Origin of the sequence: Pedococcus badiiscoriae, from assembly GCF_013408925.1 — a bacterium.
Lineage (GTDB): Bacteria > Actinomycetota > Actinomycetes > Actinomycetales > Dermatophilaceae > Pedococcus > Pedococcus badiiscoriae.
This window is the reverse complement of the sequence record NZ_JACCAB010000001.1, coordinates 226,392-250,813: the sequence shown is the minus strand read 5'-3', so window position 1 is coordinate 250,813 and position 24,422 is coordinate 226,392. Positions and strand designations below refer to the sequence as shown.

At 70.4% G+C, this 24,422-nt stretch carries 21 protein-coding genes and 1 riboswitch; of the genes, 14 read left to right on the top strand and 7 right to left on the bottom strand.

What is annotated here, in order from left to right:
- Positions 1-9: 9 nt before the first annotated feature.
- Positions 10-927 carry an RNA polymerase sigma-70 factor gene (locus BJ986_RS01205; protein WP_179420342.1) on the bottom strand — a complete coding sequence of 306 codons (918 nt, stop codon included), beginning with the start codon at positions 925-927 and terminating at the stop codon, positions 10-12.
- Positions 924-1,874, bottom strand: coding sequence for an NAD-dependent epimerase/dehydratase family protein (locus BJ986_RS01200; protein ID WP_179420341.1), 951 nt, complete (start codon positions 1,872-1,874; stop codon positions 924-926). The genes BJ986_RS01205 and BJ986_RS01200 overlap by 4 nt, the downstream gene beginning before the upstream one ends.
- Before the next feature lie 182 nt (positions 1,875-2,056).
- Between BJ986_RS01200 and BJ986_RS01195 the strand changes: the two genes are divergently transcribed.
- Positions 2,057-3,067, top strand: a complete 1,011-nt coding sequence (locus BJ986_RS01195; RefSeq protein ID WP_179420340.1) for an aldo/keto reductase family protein — start codon at positions 2,057-2,059, stop codon at positions 3,065-3,067.
- Between the two features lie 121 nt (positions 3,068-3,188).
- The gene (locus BJ986_RS01190) at positions 3,189-3,467 is read left to right on the top strand and encodes a hypothetical protein (protein ID WP_179420339.1); all 279 of its coding nucleotides are present in this window, start codon (positions 3,189-3,191) and stop codon (positions 3,465-3,467) included.
- Positions 3,468-3,499: 32 nt separating this feature from the next.
- Here BJ986_RS01190 and BJ986_RS01185 read toward each other — a convergent pair whose 3' ends face one another.
- Positions 3,500-5,182, bottom strand: a complete 1,683-nt coding sequence (locus BJ986_RS01185; protein WP_179420338.1) for an ABC1 kinase family protein — start codon at positions 5,180-5,182, stop codon at positions 3,500-3,502.
- Between the two features lie 219 nt (positions 5,183-5,401).
- Between BJ986_RS01185 and BJ986_RS01180 the strand changes: the two genes are divergently transcribed.
- The 3 genes from BJ986_RS01180 (at position 5,402) to BJ986_RS01170 (ending at position 7,421) form a co-directional block, all read left to right on the top strand.
- Positions 5,402-5,839, top strand: a complete 438-nt coding sequence (locus tag BJ986_RS01180; protein WP_179420337.1) for an SRPBCC family protein — start codon at positions 5,402-5,404, stop codon at positions 5,837-5,839.
- 296 nt (positions 5,840-6,135) lie between these two features.
- Complete coding sequence (locus BJ986_RS01175; RefSeq protein WP_179420336.1) at positions 6,136-6,537, top strand: DUF6318 family protein; 402 nt, start codon at positions 6,136-6,138, stop codon at positions 6,535-6,537.
- A 110-nt stretch (positions 6,538-6,647) separates the two neighbouring features.
- The gene (locus BJ986_RS01170; RefSeq protein ID WP_179420335.1) at positions 6,648-7,421 is read left to right on the top strand and encodes a hypothetical protein; all 774 of its coding nucleotides are present in this window, start codon (positions 6,648-6,650) and stop codon (positions 7,419-7,421) included.
- 13 nt (positions 7,422-7,434) lie between these two features.
- On the opposite strand, the gene BJ986_RS01165 is transcribed toward BJ986_RS01170, so the two are convergent.
- The gene (locus BJ986_RS01165; protein ID WP_179420334.1) at positions 7,435-8,769 is read right to left on the bottom strand and encodes an MFS transporter; all 1,335 of its coding nucleotides are present in this window, start codon (positions 8,767-8,769) and stop codon (positions 7,435-7,437) included.
- 214 nt (positions 8,770-8,983) lie between these two features.
- Between BJ986_RS01165 and BJ986_RS01160 the strand changes: the two genes are divergently transcribed.
- The gene (locus BJ986_RS01160; RefSeq protein ID WP_179420333.1) at positions 8,984-9,859 is read left to right on the top strand and encodes a LysR substrate-binding domain-containing protein; all 876 of its coding nucleotides are present in this window, start codon (positions 8,984-8,986) and stop codon (positions 9,857-9,859) included.
- Between the two features lie 7 nt (positions 9,860-9,866).
- Here BJ986_RS01160 and BJ986_RS01155 read toward each other — a convergent pair whose 3' ends face one another.
- A complete protein-coding gene (locus BJ986_RS01155; RefSeq protein ID WP_179420332.1) occupies positions 9,867-10,088 on the bottom strand; it encodes a hypothetical protein in 222 nt (73 codons plus the stop codon).
- 227 nt (positions 10,089-10,315) lie between these two features.
- On the opposite strand from BJ986_RS01155, the gene BJ986_RS01150 reads away from it, so the two are divergent.
- Positions 10,316-10,744: a hypothetical protein gene (locus BJ986_RS01150; RefSeq protein WP_179420331.1), complete on the top strand. Its 429-nt coding sequence runs from the start codon at positions 10,316-10,318 to the stop codon at positions 10,742-10,744.
- A gap of 31 nt (positions 10,745-10,775) precedes the next feature.
- On the opposite strand, the gene BJ986_RS01145 is transcribed toward BJ986_RS01150, so the two are convergent.
- The gene (locus BJ986_RS01145; protein ID WP_179420330.1) at positions 10,776-11,582 is read right to left on the bottom strand and encodes a TetR/AcrR family transcriptional regulator; all 807 of its coding nucleotides are present in this window, start codon (positions 11,580-11,582) and stop codon (positions 10,776-10,778) included.
- A gap of 156 nt (positions 11,583-11,738) precedes the next feature.
- On the opposite strand from BJ986_RS01145, the gene BJ986_RS01140 reads away from it, so the two are divergent.
- The 5 genes from BJ986_RS01140 (at position 11,739) to BJ986_RS01120 (ending at position 18,343) form a co-directional block, all read left to right on the top strand.
- A complete protein-coding gene (locus BJ986_RS01140; RefSeq protein ID WP_179420329.1) occupies positions 11,739-13,970 on the top strand; it encodes an MMPL family transporter in 2,232 nt (743 codons plus the stop codon).
- 118 nt (positions 13,971-14,088) lie between these two features.
- Entirely contained in the window at positions 14,089-15,537 is a 1,449-nt protein-coding gene (locus BJ986_RS01135) for an RNA polymerase sigma factor (protein ID WP_179420328.1), read from the top strand.
- 52 nt (positions 15,538-15,589) lie between these two features.
- On the top strand, positions 15,590-15,955 hold the full coding sequence (locus tag BJ986_RS01130; RefSeq protein WP_179420327.1) for a hypothetical protein: 366 nt from the start codon (positions 15,590-15,592) through the stop codon (positions 15,953-15,955).
- On the top strand, positions 15,948-16,457 hold the full coding sequence (locus tag BJ986_RS01125) for a hypothetical protein (RefSeq protein ID WP_420372032.1): 510 nt from the start codon (positions 15,948-15,950) through the stop codon (positions 16,455-16,457). Before BJ986_RS01130 ends, BJ986_RS01125 begins: the two co-directional genes overlap by 8 nt.
- Positions 16,458-16,531: 74 nt before the next feature.
- Positions 16,532-18,343: a calcium-binding protein gene (locus tag BJ986_RS01120; protein ID WP_179420326.1), complete on the top strand. Its 1,812-nt coding sequence runs from the start codon at positions 16,532-16,534 to the stop codon at positions 18,341-18,343.
- Positions 18,344-18,375: 32 nt separating this feature from the next.
- Here BJ986_RS01120 and BJ986_RS01115 read toward each other — a convergent pair whose 3' ends face one another.
- Positions 18,376-18,819: a nitroreductase family deazaflavin-dependent oxidoreductase gene (locus BJ986_RS01115; RefSeq protein WP_179420325.1), complete on the bottom strand. Its 444-nt coding sequence runs from the start codon at positions 18,817-18,819 to the stop codon at positions 18,376-18,378.
- Positions 18,820-18,937: 118 nt separating this feature from the next.
- A riboswitch (SAM riboswitch) is annotated at positions 18,938-19,053 on the top strand.
- 50 nt (positions 19,054-19,103) lie between these two features.
- On the opposite strand from BJ986_RS01115, the gene BJ986_RS01110 reads away from it, so the two are divergent.
- Both BJ986_RS01110 and hrpA read left to right on the top strand, forming a co-directional pair.
- Positions 19,104-20,423: a bifunctional o-acetylhomoserine/o-acetylserine sulfhydrylase gene (locus BJ986_RS01110; RefSeq protein WP_179420324.1), complete on the top strand. Its 1,320-nt coding sequence runs from the start codon at positions 19,104-19,106 to the stop codon at positions 20,421-20,423.
- A 41-nt stretch (positions 20,424-20,464) separates the two neighbouring features.
- The gene (gene hrpA, locus BJ986_RS01105; protein WP_179420323.1) at positions 20,465-24,415 is read left to right on the top strand and encodes an ATP-dependent RNA helicase HrpA; all 3,951 of its coding nucleotides are present in this window, start codon (positions 20,465-20,467) and stop codon (positions 24,413-24,415) included.
- Positions 24,416-24,422 lie beyond the last annotated feature (7 nt).

Here is a 24,422-nt window from a genome sequence, read left to right as displayed (position 1 = left end):
GTTGGCGGGTCAGCGGGCGGCGCGCAGGATGGCGACGGCGTCGCCCACCGGGCCGAGGTGGCCGAGCTTGTCGGGGTTGACGATCGAGCGGATCCCGACAATCTCGCCGTCGGCGATCTCCAGGGCCCACACGCCGAGGAGTCGTTCCTGGTCGTCGACGTAGACGGCCCCCGGGTCGCCGTTGACCTCGACGGGCCGCATCGACACCTGGGGGAACCGCGCGAGCGCCCGCAACCAGTTGGTCAGGGTGTGCGCGACCCGGCTGCGGCCGCGCAGCGAACGCGCGAGCGCCGGCACCTTGCCGCCACCGTCACCGGTCAGCTCGACATCGTGGGCCAGGAGCGCTTCGAGCCCGGCCAGGTCGCCGTGCTCGGCCGCGGCGAAGAACTTCCTCGCCAGCTCGTCCTGCTGCTCCCGCGTCGTGGTGAACCGCGGGCGGCGAGTCTTGACGTGCTGTCGGGCCCGAGTGGCGAGCTGCCGGACGTTGTCCTCGCTCTTGCCGACGATGTCCGTGATCTCGGGGTAGCCGTACCCGAACACGTCGTGCAGCAGCAGCACCGCTCGCTGCTCGGGGGACAGGCTCTCGAGCAGCACCAGCATGGCCAGGGACAGTGAGTCGGCGGTCTCCGCGTGGCGGGCGGGGTCGTCGCGAGCGTCGGTGATGATCGGCTCGGGGAGCCACTCCCCGACATACCGCTCGCGTCGGGCCCGGGCGGAACGCAGCTCGTTGATCGCCAGCCGGGTGGTGACGGTCGCGACGAACGCGCGAGGCGACGCGATCTCCTCACCGGCGTCGAGTGAGTGGTGCACCCGCAGCAACGCCTCCTGCACCACGTCCTCGGCCTCCGAGACGCTGCCGAGCATGCGGTAGGCGATGGCGAACGCCGTCGGACGCAGCTCGTCGAGCAGCTCGTCGCGCGAGGTCACGCCCGCACCTGTTCGGCGGACAGCTCGGCGAACCCCTGCCGCCAGCTCGGGTGCCCGGGCTCCCAGCCGAGCTCGCGCCTGGCCTTGGCGTTGGACGCCCCGCGCAGCTCGGTCATCATCACGGCTCCGATCTCGCCGGTGAGCGCCCGGCCCACGAACCGGGGCACGTGCATCGGCTTCTTGGCACCCAACGTACGCGCCAGCTCGGGCAGCCACTCGGCCACGGCAGCAGGCTCGTCGTCGACGATGTTGTAGATCCCACGACTGCCGCGCTCGACTGCGGCCACGGTGGCCTCCGCGGCGTCGGCGATGTGGATGAACGACCACACCCCGCCCCCGTCGCCCACCACCGGGAACTTCCGTTGGCGCACTGCCTCGGTCTGCTCACCGTCCGGCCCGAGCGAGGTGCCGGGCCCGTAGAACCCTCCGTACCGGAGCACGATCCCCTTGGTCCAGGCTGCGTTGAGGACCGAGTTCTCGACGTGGCGGATCGCCGCCACCGTCTCGCGCATCTCCCTGGCCGGGTGTGGTCCGAAAGAGTCCTCCTCGGTCTTGACCGTCCCGCCGACCCGTTCGTATGCCGCGAAGAAGCTCTGCGCGACGAACCGCTTCACGCCCACGGCCTGAGCGGCCGAGAGCAGGTGGTCGGTGCCCTCGGTCCGCAGTCGGTTGGTCGTCGCGAACGCGCGGTCGAAGTGCCGCAGGTCCATCGGCCCGATGGAGGTGAGCTGGTGGACGATCACGTCCGGCTGCACCCGGCCCACGGCCTCGGCCACCTGGTCGGCGTCGAGCGCGTCCGCGACCACCGGTGCGGCGCCGAGGTCGCGCACCAGCTGGGAGTTGGAGGCATGGTGCGTCATGCCGTGCACCTCGTGGCCCGCTTCGACCAGCCGTGGCACGAGCTGACGCCCGATTGCTCCGGTCGCTCCAGCAACGAAAACCTTCATGATCCACTCCTCGTCGATGACCTCGGTGGGCTCGGAGTGAGCCGCGGTGAGCCCTGTATGAGCCCTGTACCCATCAAGACAAGACAGCCCCACCGCTTGTGACAGCTGAGGCTGTCCCACGGGGTGGGAGGAGTCGTGAGCCCGAGTGGGCGCCCCGGCGACGCGCGGCATACGGTTGAAGCATGGACTATCGATACCTGGGAAACAGTGGACTCAAGATCTCCGAGATCACCTACGGCAACTGGCTCACGCACGGCTCACAGGTGGAGAACGACATCGCGGCGCAGTGCGTCGCTGCCGCGCTCGAGGCCGGCATCAGCACCTTCGACACCGCGGACGCCTACGCCAACACCAAGGCCGAGACGGTCCTCGGCGACGCGTTGAAGGGGGAGCGGCGCGAGAGCCTCGAGATCTTCACCAAGGTGTACTGGCCCACCGGTCCGGGCGGGAAGAACGACACCGGACTGTCGCGCAAGCACATCATGGAGTCGATCAACGGCTCGCTGACGCGGCTCCAGACCGACTACGTCGACCTCTACCAGGCGCACCGGTACGACACCGAGACCCCGCTCGAGGAGACGATGCAGGCCTTCGCCGACGTCGTCCGCCAGGGCAAGGCGCTCTACATCGGCGTCAGCGAGTGGACTGCCGAGCAGATCCGCGAGGGCGTGAAGCTCTCCAAGGAGCTCGGTTTCCAGCTCATCTCGAGCCAGCCGCAGTACTCGATGCTGTGGCGGGTCATCGAGGCCGAGGTCGTGCCGACCTGCGAGGAGCTCGGCCTCAGCCAGATCGTCTGGAGCCCCATCGCCCAGGGCGTGCTCACGGGCAAGTACAAGCCCGGGCAGCAGCCGCCCGAGGGCTCACGCGCCGCCGACGAGAAGGGTGGCGCGGACATGATCAAGCGGTTCATGAACGACGACGTCCTGACCCGCGTCCAGGGCCTCAAGCCGATCGCCGACGAGGCCGGGCTCACGATGGCCCAGCTGGCTGTCGCCTGGGTGCTGCAGAACCCCAACGTCGCCACTGCCCTCGTCGGCGCATCGCGTCCGGAGCAGGTGCGCGAGAACGTGAAGGCCGCCGGCGTGCGGCTCGAGCCCGCCGTGATGAAGCAGATCGACGACGTCCTCGGTGACATCGTCGAGCGGGACCCGGGCAAGACGAAGGAGACGTCGCCCCAGACGCGCGTCGCCTGAGCCTCATGAACGCCTGAGCCTCATGAACGCCTGAGCCTCATGAACGCCTGAGCTCCCTCGATGCCTGCGCCTCCGTCGATCGACGGAGGCGCAGGCTCGCGATCGGGGTCACGATCACCTCATGGGCGATGTGGATCGTATCGACGCAGGGGCCACCTGGGTGACGTACGACGGACCCCCGTTCGTCGACCCCACGATCGGCCACCCCGGCAGGTTCGTGGACGTGTGCCTGGCCCTCAACGACGCAGAGCTCGTGCACCTGTGCGACTACTGGGAGTGGCAGTCGGACCTCGCGACCCGGGACATCGACCGCTGGTGGTGCTGGACAGTGGTCCGGTTCGGGCGAGCCCTGCTCGCCAGTCACCGGGATGCCCGGCAGCATCGCCACCAGTGGTTCTGAGCGCCTGAGCCCAAGGCTCAGGCGCTCTGGGCTCAGGGCTTCGGGTCCCGGTCCGCGGCCGCCTGCCTCGCGATGCGGCTGTCCGACCGCACGATCGATGCCACCAGCGCGGCCCCACCCACAGCTGCCAGCAGGAAGAAGACCATGGCGATGGCCGGGTAGCCGAGGATGCGGTTGGACGTGGGCACCTGCATCATGAGCGCCGCGCCCACGACGAGGGCCGCCATCACGATGCCCATCGTCAGCCGGTTCGCCAGGCGCTGGAGCACGTGCAGGAACCGGGCCTCGTCGAGGGCGTCCACTCGCAGGGAGAAGCTGCCCTCGGCGAGGTTCTCCATGATCGCGTTGGCCCGGCTGGGGAAGTTCGCGGTGAACTCCTTGGCGTCGATCGCCGCAGCCATCAGTCCCGACGCCGAGACAGCCAGCCCGCTGCCCATGATGTCCGCGACGTTCTCGCGGATCGCGGCGGCGGGAGCGAAGTTCGGGTCGAGGTGCTTGGTCACCTGGTCGAGGTTCAGCAGCGCCTTGGCCACCATCGTCATCTCCGGCGGCGGGCGCAGCCCGTGGACGCCCGACAGCCGGCTCAGCTCCATCAGCACGGCGCCCGCCTGCACCTGCTCGCCCAGCGAGACAGCTCGGGACACCAGGGCGGCGACGTCGTCGCGGAACTGCACCGCGTCATACCCCTCGAGCGGTTCGCCCATGGAGGCGAGCACGGTCGCCACCTCCTCGCCGTCGGCCTCGCCGATGGCCAGCAGCAGCTTGACGATCTTGTCCTGGACGCGCGGTGGGACGGTCGCGACCATGCCGAGGTCGATGAGGCCGAGGCGGCCGTCCGGGGTGAGCAGCACGTTGCCGGGGTGTGGGTCGGCGTGCAGGAAGCCGTCCACGAGGATCATCCGCAGGTATGCCGCGAACAGCTCGCGCACCAGGGGCTCGCCCTCGACGTCCAGCAGGCCCAGGGCACCGATGTCCGTGACCTTGCGGCCGGGGATCAGGTCCATCGTCAGCACCCGGCTGCTGGTGTAGTCACGCACGGGTTGGGGGACCACCAGGCGCGGGTAGTCCGCGGTGAGCTCACCGAGTCGCACCAGGTTGGCGGCCTCCCGCTGGTAGTCCAGCTCGCCAGCGAGCGAGCGGCGGAACTGGGTGAGGAGCTGGCCGAAGCCGTAGCGACGCCCCACGTCGGTGTGCTCGTCGGCGAAGGCTGCGATCCTGCCGAGCGCCTCCATGTCGTCGCGCACGACCTCACGCACCCCTGGTCGCTGAACCTTCACGACGACCTCCTTGCCACTGGGGAGCACGGCGCGGTGCACCTGCCCGAGGGACGCGGCGGCCATGGGGGTCTGCTCGAAGGAAGCGAACGCGTGACGGATCGAGACGCCCAGCTCGTCCTCGAAGACCTGCTGGACCTGCTCGTAGGGAAAGGGCTCGACCTTGTCCTGCAGGCGGGTCAGCGCCTCCGTGTAGGCCGGGGGCAGCAGGTCGACCCTGGTCGAGAGCAGCTGGCCGAGCTTGACGTACGTCGGGCCCATGGCCTCGAGGTCGTCCGCCAGGGAGTCCGCGGCGGAGGTGTCGCCGGTGGGTCGTTCGTCCTCGACCAGGAACTCGTCGAAACCGGCGCCACTGACGAGGTCCGAGCGGCCGTACCGGACGAGCATCTTGGCGAGGGCGGCGTAGCGCAGGGCGGTGGAGGGGTCGAACGGAGATTTCATGGCGCCATCTTGGCAGGCCGGTAGCCCGGACGTCGGTAGCACCGTTCCGGCAGGTCAGAAGGCTGGTGCGCCGGGTGGGGGTGAGGAGGGGCGGAGGCTCACCGCGCGGCACACCTCGAGGAAATCGGCGGCACCTGTTGCCAGCGGGCCCCAGGCTTGGTCGACTGGACCTCGTGGGTCGCGCCCACCCGGGGAATGGCCCTCGGACGGAGGTTCTCCATGAGCAGTGTGGTCGAGACGGTCCCGGACGACGCAGACGCAGACTCCGGCGACCTGGAGGCGGGCGTGCGCGCGGGCGTCGTGGTCCCAGCGCCGGTCGAGCAGGTCTGGCAGCACCTGATCAGCGCAGCCGGAACGGAAGCCCTCTTCGGTGAGGGCGCTCGCATCGGCAACAAGGGCGAGCCGTGGCACGCAACCGACGGGTCGTACGGAGTGGTGCGCAGCTTCCATCCCGTCGAGCAGGTGCGGGTCACGTGGCACCCGTATGAGGACGGGCCGTTGAGCATGCTCGACGTCCAGCTGCGACCGGAGGGGGACGGGACGAAGGTCGAGGTCTTCCACGAGGGCCGCGGCATCGCCGGCGACCCCCGCGCGGACCTGCAGCACTGGGACGACGCGCTCGACCGACTGGCCGGAGGGGTCGCCGGGCAAGGCTGAGTCTGGGCAGTCTCTGGGCTGCTCTGTGGATGACGCTGGCTCTGTTGGCGTTTGTTTGCATAGACTCGCGTGCGATCGGGTAGCGGGGGCTGCTGGAGGGGAGATCGAGCGTGAGTCCTGTGCGTGCGTATGCCGTGGGCTGCCTCGTCGGGACGTTCGCCCTGATCGGGTGCACGAGGGCGGGAGTCGACCCGCCGGCGAGCACGTCGGCCACGGTCACGGCTCCCACCCCGAGCTCGACAACGTCGACGACTTCGACTCCGACGACGAGTCCTTCGAGTGCCGCGACGGCGACGGTGGAGATTCCGGCGGCCGCACGAGCCCATACGCCGGCCGGCGCCGAAGCCTTCGTGAAGTTCTTCATGGACCAGGTATCAACGGCCTGGACCAAACCGCAGGCGGGCCTGATTCCTCCGCTCGGAGAGCCCGACTGTCTCTCGTGCCAGTCCTTCGAGCGCACGGCCAGCGACTTGGTTGCCAAAGCCCAACGGTACGAGTCGCGACCCTCGACAACCATCTCGTCAGTCGCGATAGAGGGCGGCCCGCGTCAGATGGTTCACCTCGTGATTCAGCAACACGAGGTGGACGTCGTCGACCGTGCAGGCAAGACCGTCCTCACGGACAAGAGCAAGCGGTTTGCCGTGAACGCTGAACTGACGTGGCGAGGGGGGCGATGGTGGCTATACGACATGGGCTGAGACGTCGTGGACCGGCCGGCACGTTGGTTGGGTGCGCTCTCCTGATCGCCCTTTTGGCGACCCCGGCCATGGGCGACACGTTTGGTAGCGCGAACCGCGGTGGCTCGCACGTGTCAACCTACGATCGCGCCGAGCTTCACGCGATCAAGGCGCAGGCGGCGACCGCGACCGCGAATGGACCGCGCTACGAGTACGCGTCCGTCGCGAACTGTGGGGCGAACACTCCAGCGTCGCCCAACCCCGACGACTTGTGCACGGACGCCGCCCGGTACTGCGCCGACAACACCGCGCAGCAGGGGTTGGGTCCGAGCGTCCGGTTGTTCCGTCGTGCGGTGAACGACTCAGGCCAGCCGACTGGCCCGTGGGAGCAGTACGGAATCACGTGCTTCCCCGAGGACGCTCCCGGCGCCCGGCCGGGGGTGACGATGGCGATGGTGCTTGCGGCGTTCCACGACACGGACTTTGCGGTGGCGTCGCTTCACATCCAGCCAGAAGGCAATGTCACGTTGGTGACCCTGCCAACCTATTTCGAGCTGAAGTGGCCGACGAAGGGCTTCCAGCCGGACGAGGTGGACGCCGTCGACCCGACACGGATGGCTGGCTTTCGGGTCGACATCAGGCCGCGGCTGAAGTCCGTCGTCTACGTGTACGGGGACGGCACCCGTGAGCGCACCGTCTCGCTGGGCGGGCCCTACCCGGGTGGCGACGTCCGCCACACGTACGCCGAGGGCGGCAGCTTCGAGGTGCGCGCGGACGTCACGTTCGCAGGTCAGTACCGCGTCAACGGCGGCGAATGGATCGACATCCCGGGGGACGTGACGATCCGGGGCACGCCCGAGACCCTTCAGGTGAAGACGGCCAAGGCCCGGCTCTACACCCGCTGACACGCCGCCGCGGCTAGCCGCGAGGCAGCAGGGACGGACGGACCACGCGCACCGAGAACGCCGTGAGCCCGATCCGCAGCGACGCGGTGCGCGCCAGGTGCCGGCACACGAGGATCGTCACCACGGCGGGAACGGCCCCGGAGATCAGCAGCCCGGTGCGCGGACCGAAGTGTTCGGCCAGCAGGCCCACGACGGGCCCACCGAGCGCGCCACTGCCGATGAACACCAGCATGTAGAGCCCGACGATCCGGCCCCGCAGGTGGTCGGCCGTCGCGAGCTGCACCAGGGACTGCGCTGACGTGAGGAAGCCGAGGTTCGCAGCGCCCACGAGGACGAGCAGGAGGGTGAACGAGAGCTGGTCGGGCGCTGCTGCGGCGAGGAGCATCGCCATGGCCAGCGCCCAGGCGGCCATCCCCACGGTGCGCAGTCGCAGCGGCTTGCTGCGTCGCGCGGTGGTGAGCGCGCCCGCCAGCGCGCCGACGGCGACCACCCCGTTGAGCAGGCCGAGACCGCTCGCCCCCGAATGGAACTCGTCCTTGGCGAAGGCGGCCAGGGTGACCGGCAGGCTGATGGTGAAGAAGCCGAACGCTCCCACCATGACGACCGGCCACAGGACCGTCGGGGTGCGCAGGGCGTACTCGAGGCCCTCACGGATGCCCGGGGTGGGCAACGCACCCGTCGTGAGCTCAGCGCGTGGCACACGCGCCCGTCCGGTTCCCTTCATCAGCAACAGGGCGGTGACCGGCGCGGCAAAGCTGACCGCGTTGACGGCGAAGGCGTACCCCGCACCCAGGCTGCTCATCAGCAGACCGCCCACGACCGGCCCGGCCATGGCCCCGATCTGGAACGTGCAGGACACCAGGCTGATCGCGTTGGGCAGCTGCGGCGCCTCGACCACCTCGGACACGAAGGACTGGCGCACGGGGTTGTCGACCGCCGTCACGACCCCGAGGACGCCGGCGAGGAGGAAGACGTGCCACACCGCGACGTGCCCGCTCAGGGTCAGGAGCGCCAGCACCGCCGCCGTCAGGGACATCGACACCTGGGTGGCGAGCAGGATGCCGCGCTTGGGGAAGCGATCTGCGAGCAGGCCGGAGTGCAGCCCCAGCGCCAAGGTCGGGAGGAACTGGCAGGCAGTCGTGATGCCGACCGCAGTGGGACTGTCCGTCAGGGTCAGGACGAGCCAGTCCTGCGCGATGCGCTGGATCCACCCACCGGTGCCGGAGATGAGCAGACCGGACAGCAACAGTCGGAAGTTGCGGTTCGCCAGTGAGGGGAAGGTGCGCGAAACCTGATGGGGGAGTGCGGGATCGGAGAGATGGACTGTGTTGGTGGCTGTGGAGCTCATGGGTCGTCCTGGACGGTTTCGTGTGGTGGTTGGTTTCGTTCACTTCCAGTGTGAAGGCCACGCGGTCCCACCACAGCATTCTGAGAAAGAATGAGTGATATAAGTGTCATTGCAATTCGCAATGACAGCGACCGACGCTGCCACCGATGCTGCCACCGATGCCGACGCAAGCACCCCACCCGCGAGTCCCATGCCCTTCCCGACAGGAGCCGCCGTGTACGAGCCCGAGCTGCTGCGCACGTTCCTCGCGGTGACCCAGTCCCTGAGCTTCACCCGGGCCGCCGAGGCCCTCGGGATCCGTCAGCCCACGGTCAGCCAGCACGTGAGGCGGCTCGAGGAGGCCGTCGGACGGTCGTTGTTCGTCAGGGACACCCGCAGTGTCGCGCTCACCTCCGACGGAGAGGCGATGGCCGGCTTCGCCCGCGAGATCCTGGCCGCCCAGGAACGCGCCGTCGGCTACTTCACCGGCTCCGAGCTGGCCGGTCGGCTCCGCTTCGGGGTGACCGACGACCTCGCGCTGACCCCGTTGCCGCGCATCCTGCGTGACTTCCGTCAGCTCTATCCGCGCATCGACCTCGAGCTGACCGTCCTGCAGAACGACGGGCTGCTCAAGCGCATCGAGTCGGGCCACCTCGACGTCGCCTTCGTCAAGCGCAACGCGGGCACCTCGACGCTCGCGCGCGGACAGCTGGTGCGCCGCGACCAGCTCGTGTGGGCGGGAGTGGACGGTTCCCGGGTGGAGCCCGACCAGCCCGTCCCGCTCGTCGTCTACCAGGCCCCCAGCCTCAGCCGGGCGATCAGCGTCCAGGCACTCGAACGGATCGGCCGTCGCCACCGGGTCACCTGCACGGTCCGGGGCGTCAACGGGGTGCTGGCCGCGGTCCGCGCGGGACTGGGCATCGCCGCCATGGCGCGCACCCTCATGCCACCCGATCTCGTCGAGCTCCCCGCCGCCAGCGGCCTGCCCAAGCTGCCGCACCTCGACCTGATGCTGCTGACCAACCGCCAGGCCCCCGCCGAGCCGGCCAAGGCACTGACCTCGGCCATCCTCGCCAGTGGTGCCCCGCGAGGCCCGGTCGTCGGCGGCTGAGCGCGCCCTACAGCGCCCGGAGCTCGCCGTTCATGGTCCCCATCAGCTGGATCGCCCGGAGCCGGCTGAGCAGCAGCTCGGCGCGGACCTCGACTCGAGCGCTGTGCTGGAGTGCGGCCGCACCGGTGCACAGCCGGTGGACGCTCTCAGCACGTGAAGCGCCGCAACGGCACCACGCGGCATGCGCATCGGCGGTGTCGTGACCAGAGGCAGCAGGCGAGTTCTTCACGAGAAGGGACGCTAGGAGCCGCGGCCCACGACCAGCCGGGCAATCGGACCGACCCCCTCCGTTCGTCCGAGGCGAAGCTGACCGAACGACGTGCCACGTCCCGACGTTCGGTATGCCGCGTGCTCACCTTCCGGCGAGCCGGCGGGGTTGCGCGGCCCGAGCGAACCCTCGGCATGGGCTGGGGATAACTTCGGAGCGACCTCGCGGACTCGGGCAGCATTCAGGGCATGAGCTACGAAGACCTTCCCCGAGACCTGCGCAGCATTCCGTTGACGGACACGACGATCCAGGCCGATGTGGTCGACCTGATCCTCGGGATCGAGGAGCGTCGCGACGGCGCCCTGGCCCTGATGGTGTGCGACGAGGCGGATCGGGGCGTCCAGCCGGTCGTGTTGTCCGACGTGCCGGTGGACGCGCCGGCAGCCGAGGCGCGCACCCTGCTCGACCTGCTGCTGCCCATGGTCGGGGAGACCGGCGGGGCGATCCTCGTCGCCCGCGGGCGCCGTCGTGGGGTGATGCCGACCGACCACGACCGCGGCTGGCACCAGGAGACGATCGAGGCATGTGCCCGCCACGGCGTCCGGCTCCTCGGCTTCTACCTGGCCTCGCCGGATGGCATCGAGGCCATGCCCGAGCCGATCAGCCAAGCCTCCTGAGGCTGCCGGCAGACCAGTCCCGGGGAAGGTCTCAGTACTGGGCGCGGGCGATGGCCTGTAGCCGCGGCCACTCGCCTTCGATGCTGAGCTCCCGCCCGATGTCGAGCATCGTCGCGCCGAACAACGCTCCGGTCGAGATGAACGCCGGGTGCACGTGGCCGAACACCTCGAGGGTCACCGTGCCGTAGAGCCGCGACCAGGCCCGTTCGAACATCCAGATCATCCCCGGGGTCGGCGCGCCCGGGGTCGGGCCGCCGAGTGCGTCGGTGACCTCGGGGGCCTTGATCTCGCCGCGCAGCACCTCGAGCAGCTCTGGATCGAGGTCGGCGTCGGCGGGGATGTCGAACTGGTACTTCACCCAGAGCCGTCCGAAGATCTCACTGAAGAACGCGCCGAACAGCTTCACGCCCGATTCCTCGGGCAGGCACGCGTCCAGCGATGTCATCACGAGGGGCTCCGGGGCCGACCCATCCTCGGGCGCGGTGGAGGTCGCCGAGGCGAAGACGAGCTGGAACTCGTGCCGGTTGGTCAGCGCCCACGTGCGGAACGCGGCGGCGGACGCGACGATCTGCGCCGCCGGGTCGTCGGGTGCCTGCGCGTCCCTGGCCGTGGTCATGGTTGCCACCACGTCCTCGAAGATCGACCTGGCGACGCGCACCATCAGCTCGGCGTGGCTGTCGACGTAGCGGTACAGCGCCGGGGGAGTCAGGCCCATCTCCTGGGCCACGGCCCGCACGGAGACATCCTCGCCGTCGCGCAGGAGCCGTCGGGCGACGTCGACGATCTCATCGAAGGTCGCCTGCCGCTGCCGCTCCCGCCGGGTCGGTACCGCCGTCATCTCGCCCTGCTTCCTTGTCCTGGAGAAATGTCCCGCAGAAATGTCTTCGGGAAACCTCACGCAGAGTTAACCATGAACCCTTGACAACTTAGTTTACACCCATCACTGTTACTGCTGTAAACATCAGTGATGCGGGGTTGCGAGGGAGTGGTTCGGATGCACAGGTGGGGTCAGCTCGTCGCACGACGGTCCTGGTTGGTCCTCGTGGGTGGGATAGCCGTGGTGCTGGCCGCCGCGGCATACGGGATCGGGGTGTTCGGCCACCTGTCCAACGGTGGGTTCGACGACCCCGCCACCGACTCGGCCAAGGAGCTCGTCCTCGAGCAGGCGACCTTCCCCGGCCGTGAGACCGACCTCGTGGTCGTCTACTCCAGCCCGACCCTCCGGGTGGCCGACCCGGCGTTCCAGCGCGCGGTGACCGGCACCCTGGCATCGCTGCCCACGACCGACGTCGCCGGAGCACTGACGTACTACGACACGAGGTCGCCGGCCCTGGTCAGCAGCGACGGGCACGCCACCCGCGTCGTCATCACGCTCGCCGGGAGGAGCCAGGACGCCAAGAGCAGGAACTGGGACGCGGTCAAGGGCCACCTCGCCGCCCCCGGGCTGACCACCAGCGTCGGCGGCCGCTGGGCGGTCTTCGGCGACGTCAACTCGCAGGTCTCCAAGGACATCGCCCGCGCCGAGTCGATCTCGCTGCCGATCGTCTTCCTGCTCAGCCTGCTGATCTTCGGCAGCCTGGTCTCGGCCCTGATGCCCACCCTCGTCGGCGGGATCGCCGTGATGGGCGCGTTCGCGGTCGTGCGCCTCATCACGGGCATCACCGACGTCTCGATCTTCTCGATCAACGTCATCACGCTGCTGGGCATGGGTCTGGCCATCGACTACGCCTTGTTCGTCGTGAGCCGCTTCCGCGAAGAGCTGGCGCACCAGCCCGACACGTCCCGCGACAGCGTCCGCGCGGCCGTCGTCCGCACGATGGCCACCGCCGGGCGCACGGTGCTGTTCTCGGGCCTGATCGTCGCTGCGTCGCTCGCCTCGCTCCTGCTGTTCCCGCAGAACTTCCTGCGCTCCATGGGATTCGGCGGGGTGGCGGCAGTGCTCGTCGCGATGGTCGCAGCACTGACGGTGCTGCCGGCCCTGCTGGGGGTCATCGGCCCGCGGATCGAGTTCGGCCGCATGCCGTGGCGTCGCGGCGCCCGGGCGCACCTCGCCGATGCCCGCACGCCGGACGAGGTGCACGGCTCCGACCACGAGGTGGTGCACGGCGCCTGGGCCCGGGTCGCGCACAGCGTGATGCGCCGGCCCGTGGCCTACCTCGTGGCGATCGTCATCGGCCTGCTCGCCGTGGGGAGCCCGTTCCTGGGGGCCAAGTGGGGGAGCGTGGACGAGCGGGTCCTGCCGGCCAGCTCGCCCAGCCGGCAGGCTGCGGACCTGCAGGCGCGGCTCTTCGGTGGCCAGACCTCCACGGCGTCGATCATGGTGCGCGGAGCGGACCAGGCGGCCACCACGGCCTACGTGACGAGGCTGTCCACCGTGGCCGGCGTCACCGGCGCGCAGGCGGTCGCCACCAGGTCAGTGGACGGACGACAGCTCACGCTGGTCCAGGCGAGCTGGCGGGGGAACTCCCAGACGCCGGGCAGCCAGGACGTGCTCAGGGCAGTGCGCGCCGTCGCCCCACCTGCGGGAGCGACCGTGCTGGTCGGCGGCCCGACCGCCGACGCGGTGGACCTCATCTCCTCGATCGGCAGCCACCTGCCGTGGATGGCGCTCATGGTCGCGGCGGTCATGCTCGTGCTGCTGTTCATCGCCTTCGGCTCGGTGGTCCTGCCGCTCAAGGCCATCGTGATGAACGGCGTTTCGATCGTGGCGTCCTTCGGTGTGGTCACCTGGATCTTCCAGGAAGGTCACCTGTCGAAGCTGCTCGGCTTCACCTCGCCCGGATACCTCGACGTGACGCAGCCGATCCTGATGCTCGCGATCCTGTTCGGGCTGTCGATGGACTACGAGGTGTTCCTGCTCAGCCGGGTGCGCGAGGAGTGGGACCGCACCGGTGACAACACGAGGGCCGTGGCGGCGGGGATCCAGCGGTCCGGGCGGATCATCACCAGCGCCGCCCTCCTGCTGGCCGTGGTCATCGGTGGCTTCGCGACGAGCGGGATCGTCTTCCTCAAGATGATCGGCGTGGGCATGCTCGTCGCCGTGCTGCTCGACGCCACCGTGGTGCGGGCACTGCTCGTGCCGGCCACGATGCGGCTGCTCGGGCGGGCGAACTGGTACGCCCCCCGGCCGCTGGCCCGCTGGTGGGAGCGGCACGGTCACCGGGAGGAGCAGGCTGGTCCGGCGGCGGTTGCCGCTGCGGCCCCGGAGCTGGCCACCGCGCCATGACCGCCTGCGGGCGGCGGCCTCGGCGAGGCCCGCCCGCGCCGGCTGGCCTCTTTACCAAGTCTTGACTTGGGCCGAATGGATGAGGGCCCGGCGCCACGGCGCCCGCGATACTGGAACCGTGCTGGGGACCGACTTCGCGCGCACCCTGCGCGCCGCCCAAGCCGGCGAAGAGGATGCCTTCGCCAGGCTCTGGCGTGACGCGAACCCGACGATGATCCGCTACCTGCGGGTCGTCGGGCACGACGATCCCTATGACGAGGCGTGTGAGGGCTGGATCACCGTGGTGCGCGGGTTGCCGGGGTTTGCCGGCGACGAGCTCGCGTGGCGCGTCTGGCTGCTCGCATGCGCTCGGCAACGCGCGGAGGAGAGCACATTGCGGCGGGCTTGGGGTTCGGTCACGGTCCTTCCCGGGATGCCGTCCGACGCTGACGACGAGCTCGGCATCGACGAGCTGTTCGAGCCCGATGCCACCGGCACTCCCGCGCATCGCGGGATCAACGAGACCCTGACGGCCCTGCGAGCGCTGCCGCTCGGGCAGGGCGAGGTCGTCGTGCTGCACCTGGGCGCCGGCCTGCCGCCCGCCGCGGTGGCCGACGTCATCGGCGTGGATGCGGTCAACATCCAGCGGGCCGAGGCGCGGGCCCTGGAACGACTGGGTACCGGCGCCGACCTGCTGAGGTGGTCGCTGGCCGCGCCGGCCACGACGGCGGAGCTCGCCGACGAGCACGTCGCCCTGAGCGCCTTCCGCAAGATCCCGGTCAGCGCACGCCGGGCGAAGGTCAAGGTCATCGCCATCGGGCGCGGGTCCGGCGGCGCGACCATGGGTGCCGCGGGGGTCACGGCTGCTGGCATGGCGGCTGCCGGCGCCGCGGCCGTGGGTCGGTCGCGGGCGGCCCTCCTGACTGCGTCCGTCCTGTCCGTGTCGGTCGTGTCGTTGGGCGGGCTCGGGGCCGCGGCGTATGTCGGCGTCCTGCCCGACAAGGTCCAGCAGGTCCTGCACCAGGTGGTCGGGGCGCCGGCGCCAAGGACACACGGCACGAGCCCCTCACGGAACCCGGGGCGCAGCCCGGTGACCTCACCGACGGCGGGGGTGGGGCCGCGTGCGGCGGCCAGTCCCGCAGCTGGGCTGTGCCGGGCCTGGTCGACCGACAAGGCCAAGGGCACGGCCCGGGACCACTCCGTCGCCTTCCGCAGCCTGTCCTCCACAGCAGGCGGGGCCGACAAGGTTGAGGCCTACTGCGCCGGGGTGCTGGCGCCCAAGCCTCAACACGGCTCGGGGTCGCCGACAGCCCACGCCACGCCTTCCGACAAACCGTCGCACCCCACGCACCCCTCGAAGCCACCGACCACCCACACGCCGAACCCGAACTCGCCGACGGCCCACGGCCCCAACCCGCACTCGACCAAGTCGGGGAAGGGTGGCCCCCACGGCAAGTCGGCCTCGCCCAGCCCGACGGCGCCAGTTCCCGGCTCGAGTGCGACGAACGACAGCCACACGCCGAACCCGCGTTCGTCCGGCAAGGGCCCCAAGCCCACCAGCACCAGCACCAGCGGCAAGCGGCCCTGACCTGGCCGACCGGCGAACGACGTCGACCCAGTGCTCGCGTAGGCTTCCCGCCGTGCTGTTCCCGCTGACCGTCGTCGTGCTCGTGGCCGCGGTGTGCCTGCTGGCCGCCGCGGGTTGGTATGCCGCGCGCAGCCGTGTCGTCGACGACCGTCTGCTGCTCGTGGCGGGGGTGACGGAGCTGGCGCTGTTGGTGCAGCTGGTGGTCTGCGTCGCCCACCTCGGGCGGGTGCCCGGTGGCGGCGCGGAGCAGGCGACGTTCGCGGCCTACGCGATCACCCTGCCGTTCGTGCCGCCCGCGGCGCTGTTCCTGGCGCTCAAGGAGAAGACGCGCTGGTCGATGGGCGTCGTCGCCGTGGGGGCCTTCAGCATCGCGGTGATGACGGCGCGCCTCCAACAGATCTGGAACCTGCGTGGCTGAGACCCCGCCCTCGAATCCGACCCCGAGTCCGGCTCCGAACCCGACCCCGAGTCCGGCTCCGAACCCGACCCCGGCTCCCACCCCGCGCCCGACCCGGTCCGGTCCGGGGGTGGTGCTGGTCGCCGTCTACGGGCTGCTCGCCCTGGCCGCCACGGGCCGCTCGGTCCTGCAGATCACCGAGTACTTCAGCCGCGCCCCGCTGGCCTACCTGCTGTCCGCCCTGGCGGCGGTGATCTACGTCGTCGCGACAGTGGCGCTCGCTCGCGGCGACCGCACGTCTCGCGCGGTCGCGCTGGTCGCGATCAGCGTCGAGCTGGCGGGCGTGCTGGTCGTGGGGCTCGCGTCCTACCTGGCCAAGAGCGCTTTCCCCGACAAGACGGTGTGGTCGCACTTCGGGTCGGGGTACGGCTACGTGCCGCTCGTCCTGCCGGTGCTCGGTCTGCTCTGGCTGCGCCGGACCAGATCGGGCATTCTCCCCCCTCGGGACCAGTCGGACGTCTAGGCTGCGGCGACCATGTCGCGCGGGGGACCGGCGGCGTCACCCGCCTGATCGGACGCACTGTGAAGCCTCGCCTCGTGGCGGCCGCCGCCGCCTTCGTCGCCGTCGCGGCCAGCTCGCTGGCCACCGCACCCTCTGCCAGTGCCGCCGTCTACGCCTCGAACGGGGCTCGGTGCACCAAGGTCGGCACGGCCGGTGCGGACACCATCACCGGGACGGCGGGCCCCGACGTGATCTGCGGCCTGGGCGGCAACGACCGGCTCGTGGGCCTCGGGGGCAACGACATCATCGACGGCGGCCTCGGTGACGACACGATCTACGGCGGCTTCGGTGACGACACGATCTACGGCGGGACGGGCAACGACAAGATCTACGCCCAGCAGGGCAACGACAAGGTCAACGCGGGGGCCGGCAACGACTACGTGCTGGGCTACTCGGGGAACGACGGCATCGACGGGGGCCCCGGCGACGACGTCATCGACGGGAGCACCGGCAACGACGTGGTCGTGGGCAACACGGGCAACGACACCCTGATCGGCGGGACCGGCGACGACACTGTCAGCGGCGGCCCGGGCCGCGACAAGGTCAACGGCAACGACGGCAACGACGACCTCCTGGGCGGGCCCGACCCCGACGTGATCTCCGGGGGCAACGGCACCAACTGGTGCGAGATCGCAGCCGGCGACATCCGCTACAGCTGCAAGACGGACACGGAGCCGGCGCAGGCGGTCGCGGTGTCGCTCTCCCCGGCCGCAGTCGACGTGACGGCCGCGCCCCAGGTCACCACCTACCGGATCCGGGTCACCGATGACACCGGTGTCACGTCCGTGCAGGTCGGCGCGCAGCACCAGACCGAGGGACTCATCGGTTACGCCACCGGCGGGATGGCCCACCTCGTGAGTGGCACCCCCCGCGACGGGTGGTGGAGCGGCACGCTGAAGGTTCCGATGTACGTCGACCCCGGTGCCATGACCGTCAACGTCTTCATGACCGACCGCGTGGGTCGGCAGTCCTTCGACGGATTCCCCGAAGTGCTGGCGGTGGCCTCGCGCAGCACCGACCTGCAGCCGCCGGTGGTCGCCTCGTTCAGCCTCAGCCGCACCGCCCTCGACGTGCGCACGACCGCCAAGACGGTCACGGCGACCGTGCGCCTGACCGACGACCGGGCCGGCATCGGGGGCACCCCGTACCTGTGTGCCTACCGACCGGCGAACGGCGACTACGTGCAGCTCGGCTGCGACAACCTCCAGCAGGTCTCGGGCACCGCCCGCGACGGCATCTGGACGGCCTCGCACGTGATCGAGGCCGGTGAGATCGGCGGGATCTGGAACTTCGCCGTGTGGGTCGAGGACGCCTCCTCCCGGCACGGGATGCAGTACTACAACGGGCCCGACCTGCGGGCCTACGTCGAGGCACGGGACGGCGCCGGCACGGGTGGCCTCCCGCTGCCCGGTGGGTCGGGGCGGTTCGTGGTGACCGGGACGGGTGACAGCAACGCGCCCGTGCTGAGCCGCCTGACGATGACGCCGAGCGAGCTTCCGTTGTCGGGGGCCCCGCAGCAGGTGGTCGTCGACGTCACCGCCACCGACGTCGAGGGAGTGGGCAACGTCAGCCTCTACCTGAGCAGTGCGACCGGCGACGTCCACCTGTACTCGAGCAGCGACCCCACCCTCGTCTCGGGGACGCGCAAGTCCGGGGTCTGGCGGCACACCGTCACCGTCCCGGGCGGGACCCCGCCGGGGACCTACTTCGCCCAGGTCGTCGTCGAGGACGCCACGCACTGGACCTCGTACGTCTCACCCGGGTCGCCCTATGCGGGCACTGCGGGCCAGACCGTCCTGTCGCCGACCCAGCTGGGCGGCGGCCCCGGGGTCCTGACCATCGGCTGAGGCTGACCCCGTCCCGAACGAGTCGAGTGCGATCAGGCCGCGGTCTCGACCGGCTCGAGGACGAACACGGGGATCAGCCGGTCGGTCTTGACCTGGTAGTCCGCGTAGGACGGGAAGGCCTCGACGCACCGCGCCCACCACTGCTCGCGCTCTGCCCCGTCGAGCTCCCGGGCGCGCACGGTCCAGGTGCGGTCGTCGTCCTGCAGGTCGAGGACCGGGTTCTTGCGGATGTTGGCATACCACTTCGGGTGCTCGGGCGCGCCACCCTTGCTCGCCACCGCGGCATACAGCCCGTCGTGCTCGACGCGCATCAGCGGCACCTTGCGCACCTTGCCAGAGAGCCCGAGCATCGTCAGCATCACGACCGGACGGTCCTGGATGGAGACCGCGCGCGTCGTCCCGGCGGCCTCGATCTGCTCGACCTGGTCGCGGACCCATCCGCTCGTGCTGGGGGCGTATTCGCCGGTAATGGTCATACCCGCCCCAACACCATCGAAGCCGCAGATATGCCCGCGGACCCGGGCTCGCGACCTCCGGTCCGCCATGAGAGACGGGTATGCCGCGCGGTCAGGTCCCGGGCGTAGCCTCGGGACAGGTCATGAGCGCCAGCGACAAGCCCCGGCTCGCTGGCCGGCAACCCTCCTCCGCGGTGGGGTGCCCCGGGTGAAGACCAGGCGCACGGCACCGGTTGCCGTGCGCAAGCGCGGGCGACCCACCACGTGTCCCCGCACCCTCGGCACACGAGAGTGAAGGAACCACCATGAGCCCAACCAACTGGTCTTTCGAGACCCGCCAGGTCCACGTCGGACAGGAGCCTGACGCAGCCACCGGCGCCCGCGCCCTGCCGATCTACCAGACCACCTCCTACGTCTTCAAGGACACCGAGCACGCGGCAAACCTGTTCGCGCTCAAGGAGTTCGGCAACATCTACACCCGCATCATGAACCCGACGCAGGATGCGGTCGAGCAGCGCGTCGCGTCCCTCGAGGGTGGGGTCGGGGCACTGCTCGTCGCCTCGGGCCAGGCCGCCGAGACCCTGGCGATCCTCAACATCGCCGAAGCCGGCGACCATGTCGTGGCGAGCCCGAGCCTCTACGGCGGGACGTTCAACCTGCTCAAGCACACGCTCCCGAAGTTCGGGATCGAGGTGAGCTTCGTCGAGGACCCCAACGACGTGGAGTCGTGGAGGGCGGCGGTCCGGCCCAACACCAAGCTGTTCTTCGGCGAGACCATCTCCAACCCCAAGTCGGAGGTGCTCGACATCGAGGCGGTCGCGGCCGTCGCCCACGAGGCGGGTGTGCCGCTCGTCGTGGACAACACCATCGCCACACCGTTCCTCATCCGCCCGCTCGAGTGGGGCGCTGACATCGTCGTGCACTCGGCCACGAAGTACCTCGGCGGCCACGGCACCTCGATCGCCGGCGTGATCGTCGACGGCGGGACGTTCGACTTCGCCGCCGACCCGGAGAAGTTCCCCAACTACAACACGCCCGACGAGAGCTACCACGGGCTCGTCTTCGCGCGGGACCTCGGTGTCGGGAGCCCGCTGGGAGCCAACCTGGCCTTCATCCTCAAGGCCCGGGTGCAGCTGCTGCGTGACCTCGGCCCGGCGATCGCACCGTTCAACGCGTTCCTCATCGCCCAGGGCCTGGAGACCCTGAGCCTGCGGATCGAGCGCCACCTCGAGAACACCCACAAGGTGGCGGCGTTCCTCCAGGCCCACGAGCAGGTGGAGCAGGTCGTGTGGGCGTCGCTGCCCGAGCACGAGAGCTACGCCAAGGCGACCAAGTACACGCCGCGGGGAGCCGGGGCCGTGCTCGCGTTCGAGATCGCCGGCGGGGTCGAGGCGGGGCGCCGGTTCGTCGAGTCCCTCGTCCTGCACAGCCACGTCGCCAACATCGGTGACGTCCGGTCGCTGGCGATCCACCCTGCCTCGACGACCCACTCGCAGGGCCCGGACGGCGACCGCCTCAAGGCCGGCGTGACGCCCGGGCTGGTCCGCCTGGCCGTGGGCATCGAGCACATCGACGACATCCTGGCCGACCTCGAGCAGGGGTTCATCGCCGCCAAGGCCGCATAACCCACGGGCGGTCCGGGGACCGCGCTCCGTATGCTGCGGGAATGTCCTCCACCGGTTCCGAGCAGCCTTCCACTGCCCGGAAACGGGGGAGGCGCCCGCGGTCGGGGCAGTCGAAGAACGGGCCGTCCCGCTCGCGCCAGCCCCGCCAGCCTCGGCCGCCTCGTCCGGCCATCCCCGTCCCGGAGCTGAAGTACCCGTCGGACCTGCCGGTCGTCGCGCGCAAGGACGACATCGCCGCGGCGATCCGCGACCACCAGGTCGTCATCGTCGCGGGGGAGACGGGGTCGGGCAAGACGACCCAGCTCCCCAAGATCTGCCTCGAGATCGGACGCGGCCGCGATGGCCTGATCGGCCACACCCAGCCCCGGCGGATCGCCGCGCGATCGGTCGCCGAGCGGATCGCGGAGGAGCTCGAGGTCGAGCTGGGTGGTGCCATCGGCTACCAGGTGCGCTTCACCGACCAGAGCAGCGACAACACGCTGGTCAAGGTGATGACCGACGGCATCCTGCTCAACGAGCTGCAGCGCGACCGACTGCTGCGCAAGTACGACACCATCATCATCGACGAGGCACACGAGCGGTCGCTCAACATCGACTTCATCCTGGGATACCTCAAGCAGCTGCTGCCCCGACGACCCGACCTCAAGGTCGTCATCACCTCGGCGACCATCGACCCGCAACGCTTCGCCGAGCACTTCCGTGACCCAGCCAGTGGTGAGCCCGCGCCGATCATCGAGGTCTCAGGACGCACCTACCCGGTCGAGGTCCGCTACCGGCCGCTGGTCGACCCCGAGCGACCCGACGCCGAAGAGCGTGACCAGGTCACGGGCGTGTGCGAGGCCGTGGAGGAGCTGTGGACCGAGCGTGCCGCAGACGGGTCCGGCCACGACATCCTCGTGTTCCTCTCGGGTGAACGGGAGATCCGCGACACGGCGGACGCCCTCGAGTCGATGAAGCTCCCGCAGACCGAGGTCCTCCCGCTGTACGCCAGGCTCTCGGCCGCCGAGCAGCACCGGGTCTTCGGGCGCGCCACCGGACGGCGGATCGTGTTGGCCACCAACGTCGCCGAGACGTCGCTGACGGTCCCCGGCATCCGGTATGTCGTGGATGCCGGCACCGCGCGCATCTCGCGGTACTCCCAGCGCACCAAGGTGCAGCGGCTGCCCATCGAGGGGATCTCGCAGGCAAGCGCGAACCAGCGCGCCGGCCGCTGCGGGCGCCTCGCCGACGGCATCTGCATCCGGCTCTACTCCGAGGAGGACTACCTCTCGCGCCCGGAGTTCACCGAGCCGGAGATACAGCGAACCAGCCTCGCCTCCGTGATCCTCCAGATGACCTCGCTCGGTCTCGGTGACATCGCGGCCTTCCCGTTCGTCGACGCCCCGGACGCGCGTCAGGTCGCCGACGGCATCCGGCTGCTCGAGGAGCTCCAGGCCTTCGACAGCGAGGACGGGTCGCGGCGTGGGGAGCGCCGGCTCACGGCACACGGACGGTCGCTCGCGCGCCTGCCGGTGGACCCGCGACTGGGCAGGATGCTCATCGAGGCCGGCAGGCTGGGCTGTGCTCGCGAGGTGCTGGTCATCGTCGCCGCCCTGTCGATGCAGGACCCGCGTGAGCGTCCGGCCGACAAGCAGACCCAGGCCGACCAGTCGCACGCCCGGTTCCGCGACGAGCACTCCGACTTCATCTCGCTGCTGAACCTGTGGGCCTATCTCAAGGAACAGCAGAAGGCCTTGTCCCACAGCGCTTTTCGACGGATGTGCCGTGCGGAGTACCTGCACTACCTGCGGGTGCGGGAGTGGCAGGACCTGCACAGCCAGCTCCGCAAGGCGTGCCAGGACCTGGGCATCGACACCAGGGCGGCCACCGCGGCACCGGGGGAGCCGCCCAACGCCGACCTCGTCCACCAGGCCCTGCTGGCCGGACTGCTGTCCCACATCGGCCTGCGTGACGAGGCCAAGCGTGACTACCTCGGTGCCAGGGGGGCGAGGTTCGGCATCTCGCCCGGCTCGACCCTGTTCCGCCGTCAGCCGACCTGGCTGATGTCGGCCGAGCTGGTCGAGACCACCCGGCTCTGGGCGCGCACCAACGCCCGCATCGACCCGATCTGGGCAGAGCGGCTGGGCTCCCACCTGGTGAAGCGCACGTACTCCGAGCCGCGGTGGTCGCGCACCCAGGGCGCCGTCGTGGCCACCGAACGCGTCACGCTCTACGGCGTGCCGCTGGTGGCCGCGCGGACCGTGCAGTACTCGCGGATCAACCCCGAGGAGGCGCGGGACCTGTTCATCCGGCACGCGCTGGTCGAGGGGGACTGGGACACCCATCATGAGTTCTTCACGGCGAACCAGGCTCTGCTGCAACGACTTTCCGAGCTCGAGGAGCGGGCGAGACGGCGCGACATCGTCGTCGACGAGGAACACCTCGTGGCGTTCTACGACGCGCGGGTGCCTGCAGAGGTGGTGTCGCAGCGTCACTTCGACCGCTGGTGGAAGGACGTGCGTCGGCACACGCCACGCCTGCTGCACTTCACCGAGGAGCTGCTCACCCGCGACAGCGCGCAGCGGGTGTCGGCCAGCGACTACCCGCGGACCTGGCTGCAGGGTGGCGTCGAGCTGGCCGTGAGCTACCAGTTCGAGCCGGGCGCAGCGGCGGACGGGGTGACGGTCCACATCCCGGTGCAGGTGCTCAACCAGGTCGCCGACGAGGGCTTCGACTGGCAGGTACCGGGCCTGCGGGAAGAGCTCGCGACCGCCCTGTTGCGCTCCCTGCCCAAGGCGACCCGGGTGCACTTCGTCCCTGCTCCGGACCACGCGGCCGCGGCGCTCGCGCAGGCGCAGCCCGGCGGCGGCCGACGGCTCGCCGACGAGCTCGCGCGCGTGTTGCGCGCTCGCACCGGCATCGCGGTGCCCCCCGAGCAGTTCGCCCCGGAGCGCGTCCCCGACCACCTGCGCATCACCTTCGTCGTCGAGGACGGCAGGGGGAGGGTGCTGGGCGCCGGCAAGGACCTGGGTGCCCTGCAGGACCAGCTGGCCGGCCAGGTGCAGCGGCGGATGTCGAGCGCGGCGGCAGCCATCGAGCGAAAGGGACTGCGGCAGTGGGACTTCGGTGACCTGCCAGCGACCTTCGAGTCGACCTCCGGCGGGCAGACGGTGCACGGCTTTCCCGCCCTGGTGGACCGGGGCGACAGTGTCGACATCGTCGTGATGCCCGGCGCGCGCGAGGCTGAGGCGGCCACGACCCTGGGTGTCCGCCGGCTGCTGCTGCTCAACACGACCGCGCCCTGGAAGCGCGTGCTGGCCACGCTGACCAACGCGCAGAAGCTGGCGCTGGGGGACAACCCGCACGGCTCCGTCCCGGCCCTGCTGGACGACGCGCTGGCCTGTGCCGTCGACGCGATCGTCATCGAACGAGGCGTCGCACGAGGCGGCGACCGAGGTGGCGACGCGGGGTCCGCCGCCGCCGGGGTCCGTGACGCAGCCACCTTCGAGGCTGCGCTCGCCGCGGTCCGGACGCACATCGCGACGCGGGTGCTGACTGTCGTGGCCGAGGTGGAACCGGTGCTCTCCGCGGCCAGGGAGGTGCGCGTCCGTCTCGACGGTCTCACGGCGCCGGCCACCGCGGCGCTCGTCGCCGACGTCCGGGCCCAGCTCGACAGCCTGGTGTACGCCGGCTTCATCGCCGACACGGGACTGGGCCGTCTGACGCACCTGCGGCGCTACCTGCGGGCGATGCTCCAGCGGCTGGACAAGGCCCCGTCCTCGCCGGCTGCGCTGGCCCGCGACGCGGCCAACCAGGAGGTCGTGGACCGCGTCGAGATCGCGTATGCCGACCTGCTCGACTCCCTGCCCCCCGTCGAGCGCCGGTCCGGGCCCGTCCGGGACGTGGGGTGGATGGTCGAGGAGCTGAGGGTGAGCCTGTTCGCGAACGGGCTCGGCACGGCATACCCGGTGTCCGAGAAGCGGATCCGCGCTGCCATCAGCGCGCTCGCCTGAGGGCCCG

Coding starts and splice junctions, on each gene's coding strand:
- BJ986_RS01200 (WP_179420341.1), bottom strand. CDS start 1,874: ATGAAGGTTTTCGTTGCTGGAGCGACCGGAGCAATCGGGCGTCAGCTC.
- BJ986_RS01195 (WP_179420340.1), top strand. CDS start 2,057: ATGGACTATCGATACCTGGGAAACAGTGGACTCAAGATCTCCGAGATC.
- BJ986_RS01190 (WP_179420339.1), top strand. CDS start 3,189: ATGGGCGATGTGGATCGTATCGACGCAGGGGCCACCTGGGTGACGTAC.
- BJ986_RS01185 (WP_179420338.1), bottom strand. CDS start 5,182: ATGAAATCTCCGTTCGACCCCTCCACCGCCCTGCGCTACGCCGCCCTC.
- BJ986_RS01180 (WP_179420337.1), top strand. CDS start 5,402: ATGAGCAGTGTGGTCGAGACGGTCCCGGACGACGCAGACGCAGACTCC.
- BJ986_RS01165 (WP_179420334.1), bottom strand. CDS start 8,769: ATGAGCTCCACAGCCACCAACACAGTCCATCTCTCCGATCCCGCACTC.
- BJ986_RS01150 (WP_179420331.1), top strand. CDS start 10,316: ATGAGCTACGAAGACCTTCCCCGAGACCTGCGCAGCATTCCGTTGACG.
- BJ986_RS01145 (WP_179420330.1), bottom strand. CDS start 11,582: ATGACGGCGGTACCGACCCGGCGGGAGCGGCAGCGGCAGGCGACCTTC.
- BJ986_RS01140 (WP_179420329.1), top strand. CDS start 11,739: ATGCACAGGTGGGGTCAGCTCGTCGCACGACGGTCCTGGTTGGTCCTC.
- BJ986_RS01115 (WP_179420325.1), bottom strand. CDS start 18,819: ATGACCATTACCGGCGAATACGCCCCCAGCACGAGCGGATGGGTCCGC.
- BJ986_RS01110 (WP_179420324.1), top strand. CDS start 19,104: ATGAGCCCAACCAACTGGTCTTTCGAGACCCGCCAGGTCCACGTCGGA.
- hrpA (WP_179420323.1), top strand. CDS start 20,465: ATGTCCTCCACCGGTTCCGAGCAGCCTTCCACTGCCCGGAAACGGGGG.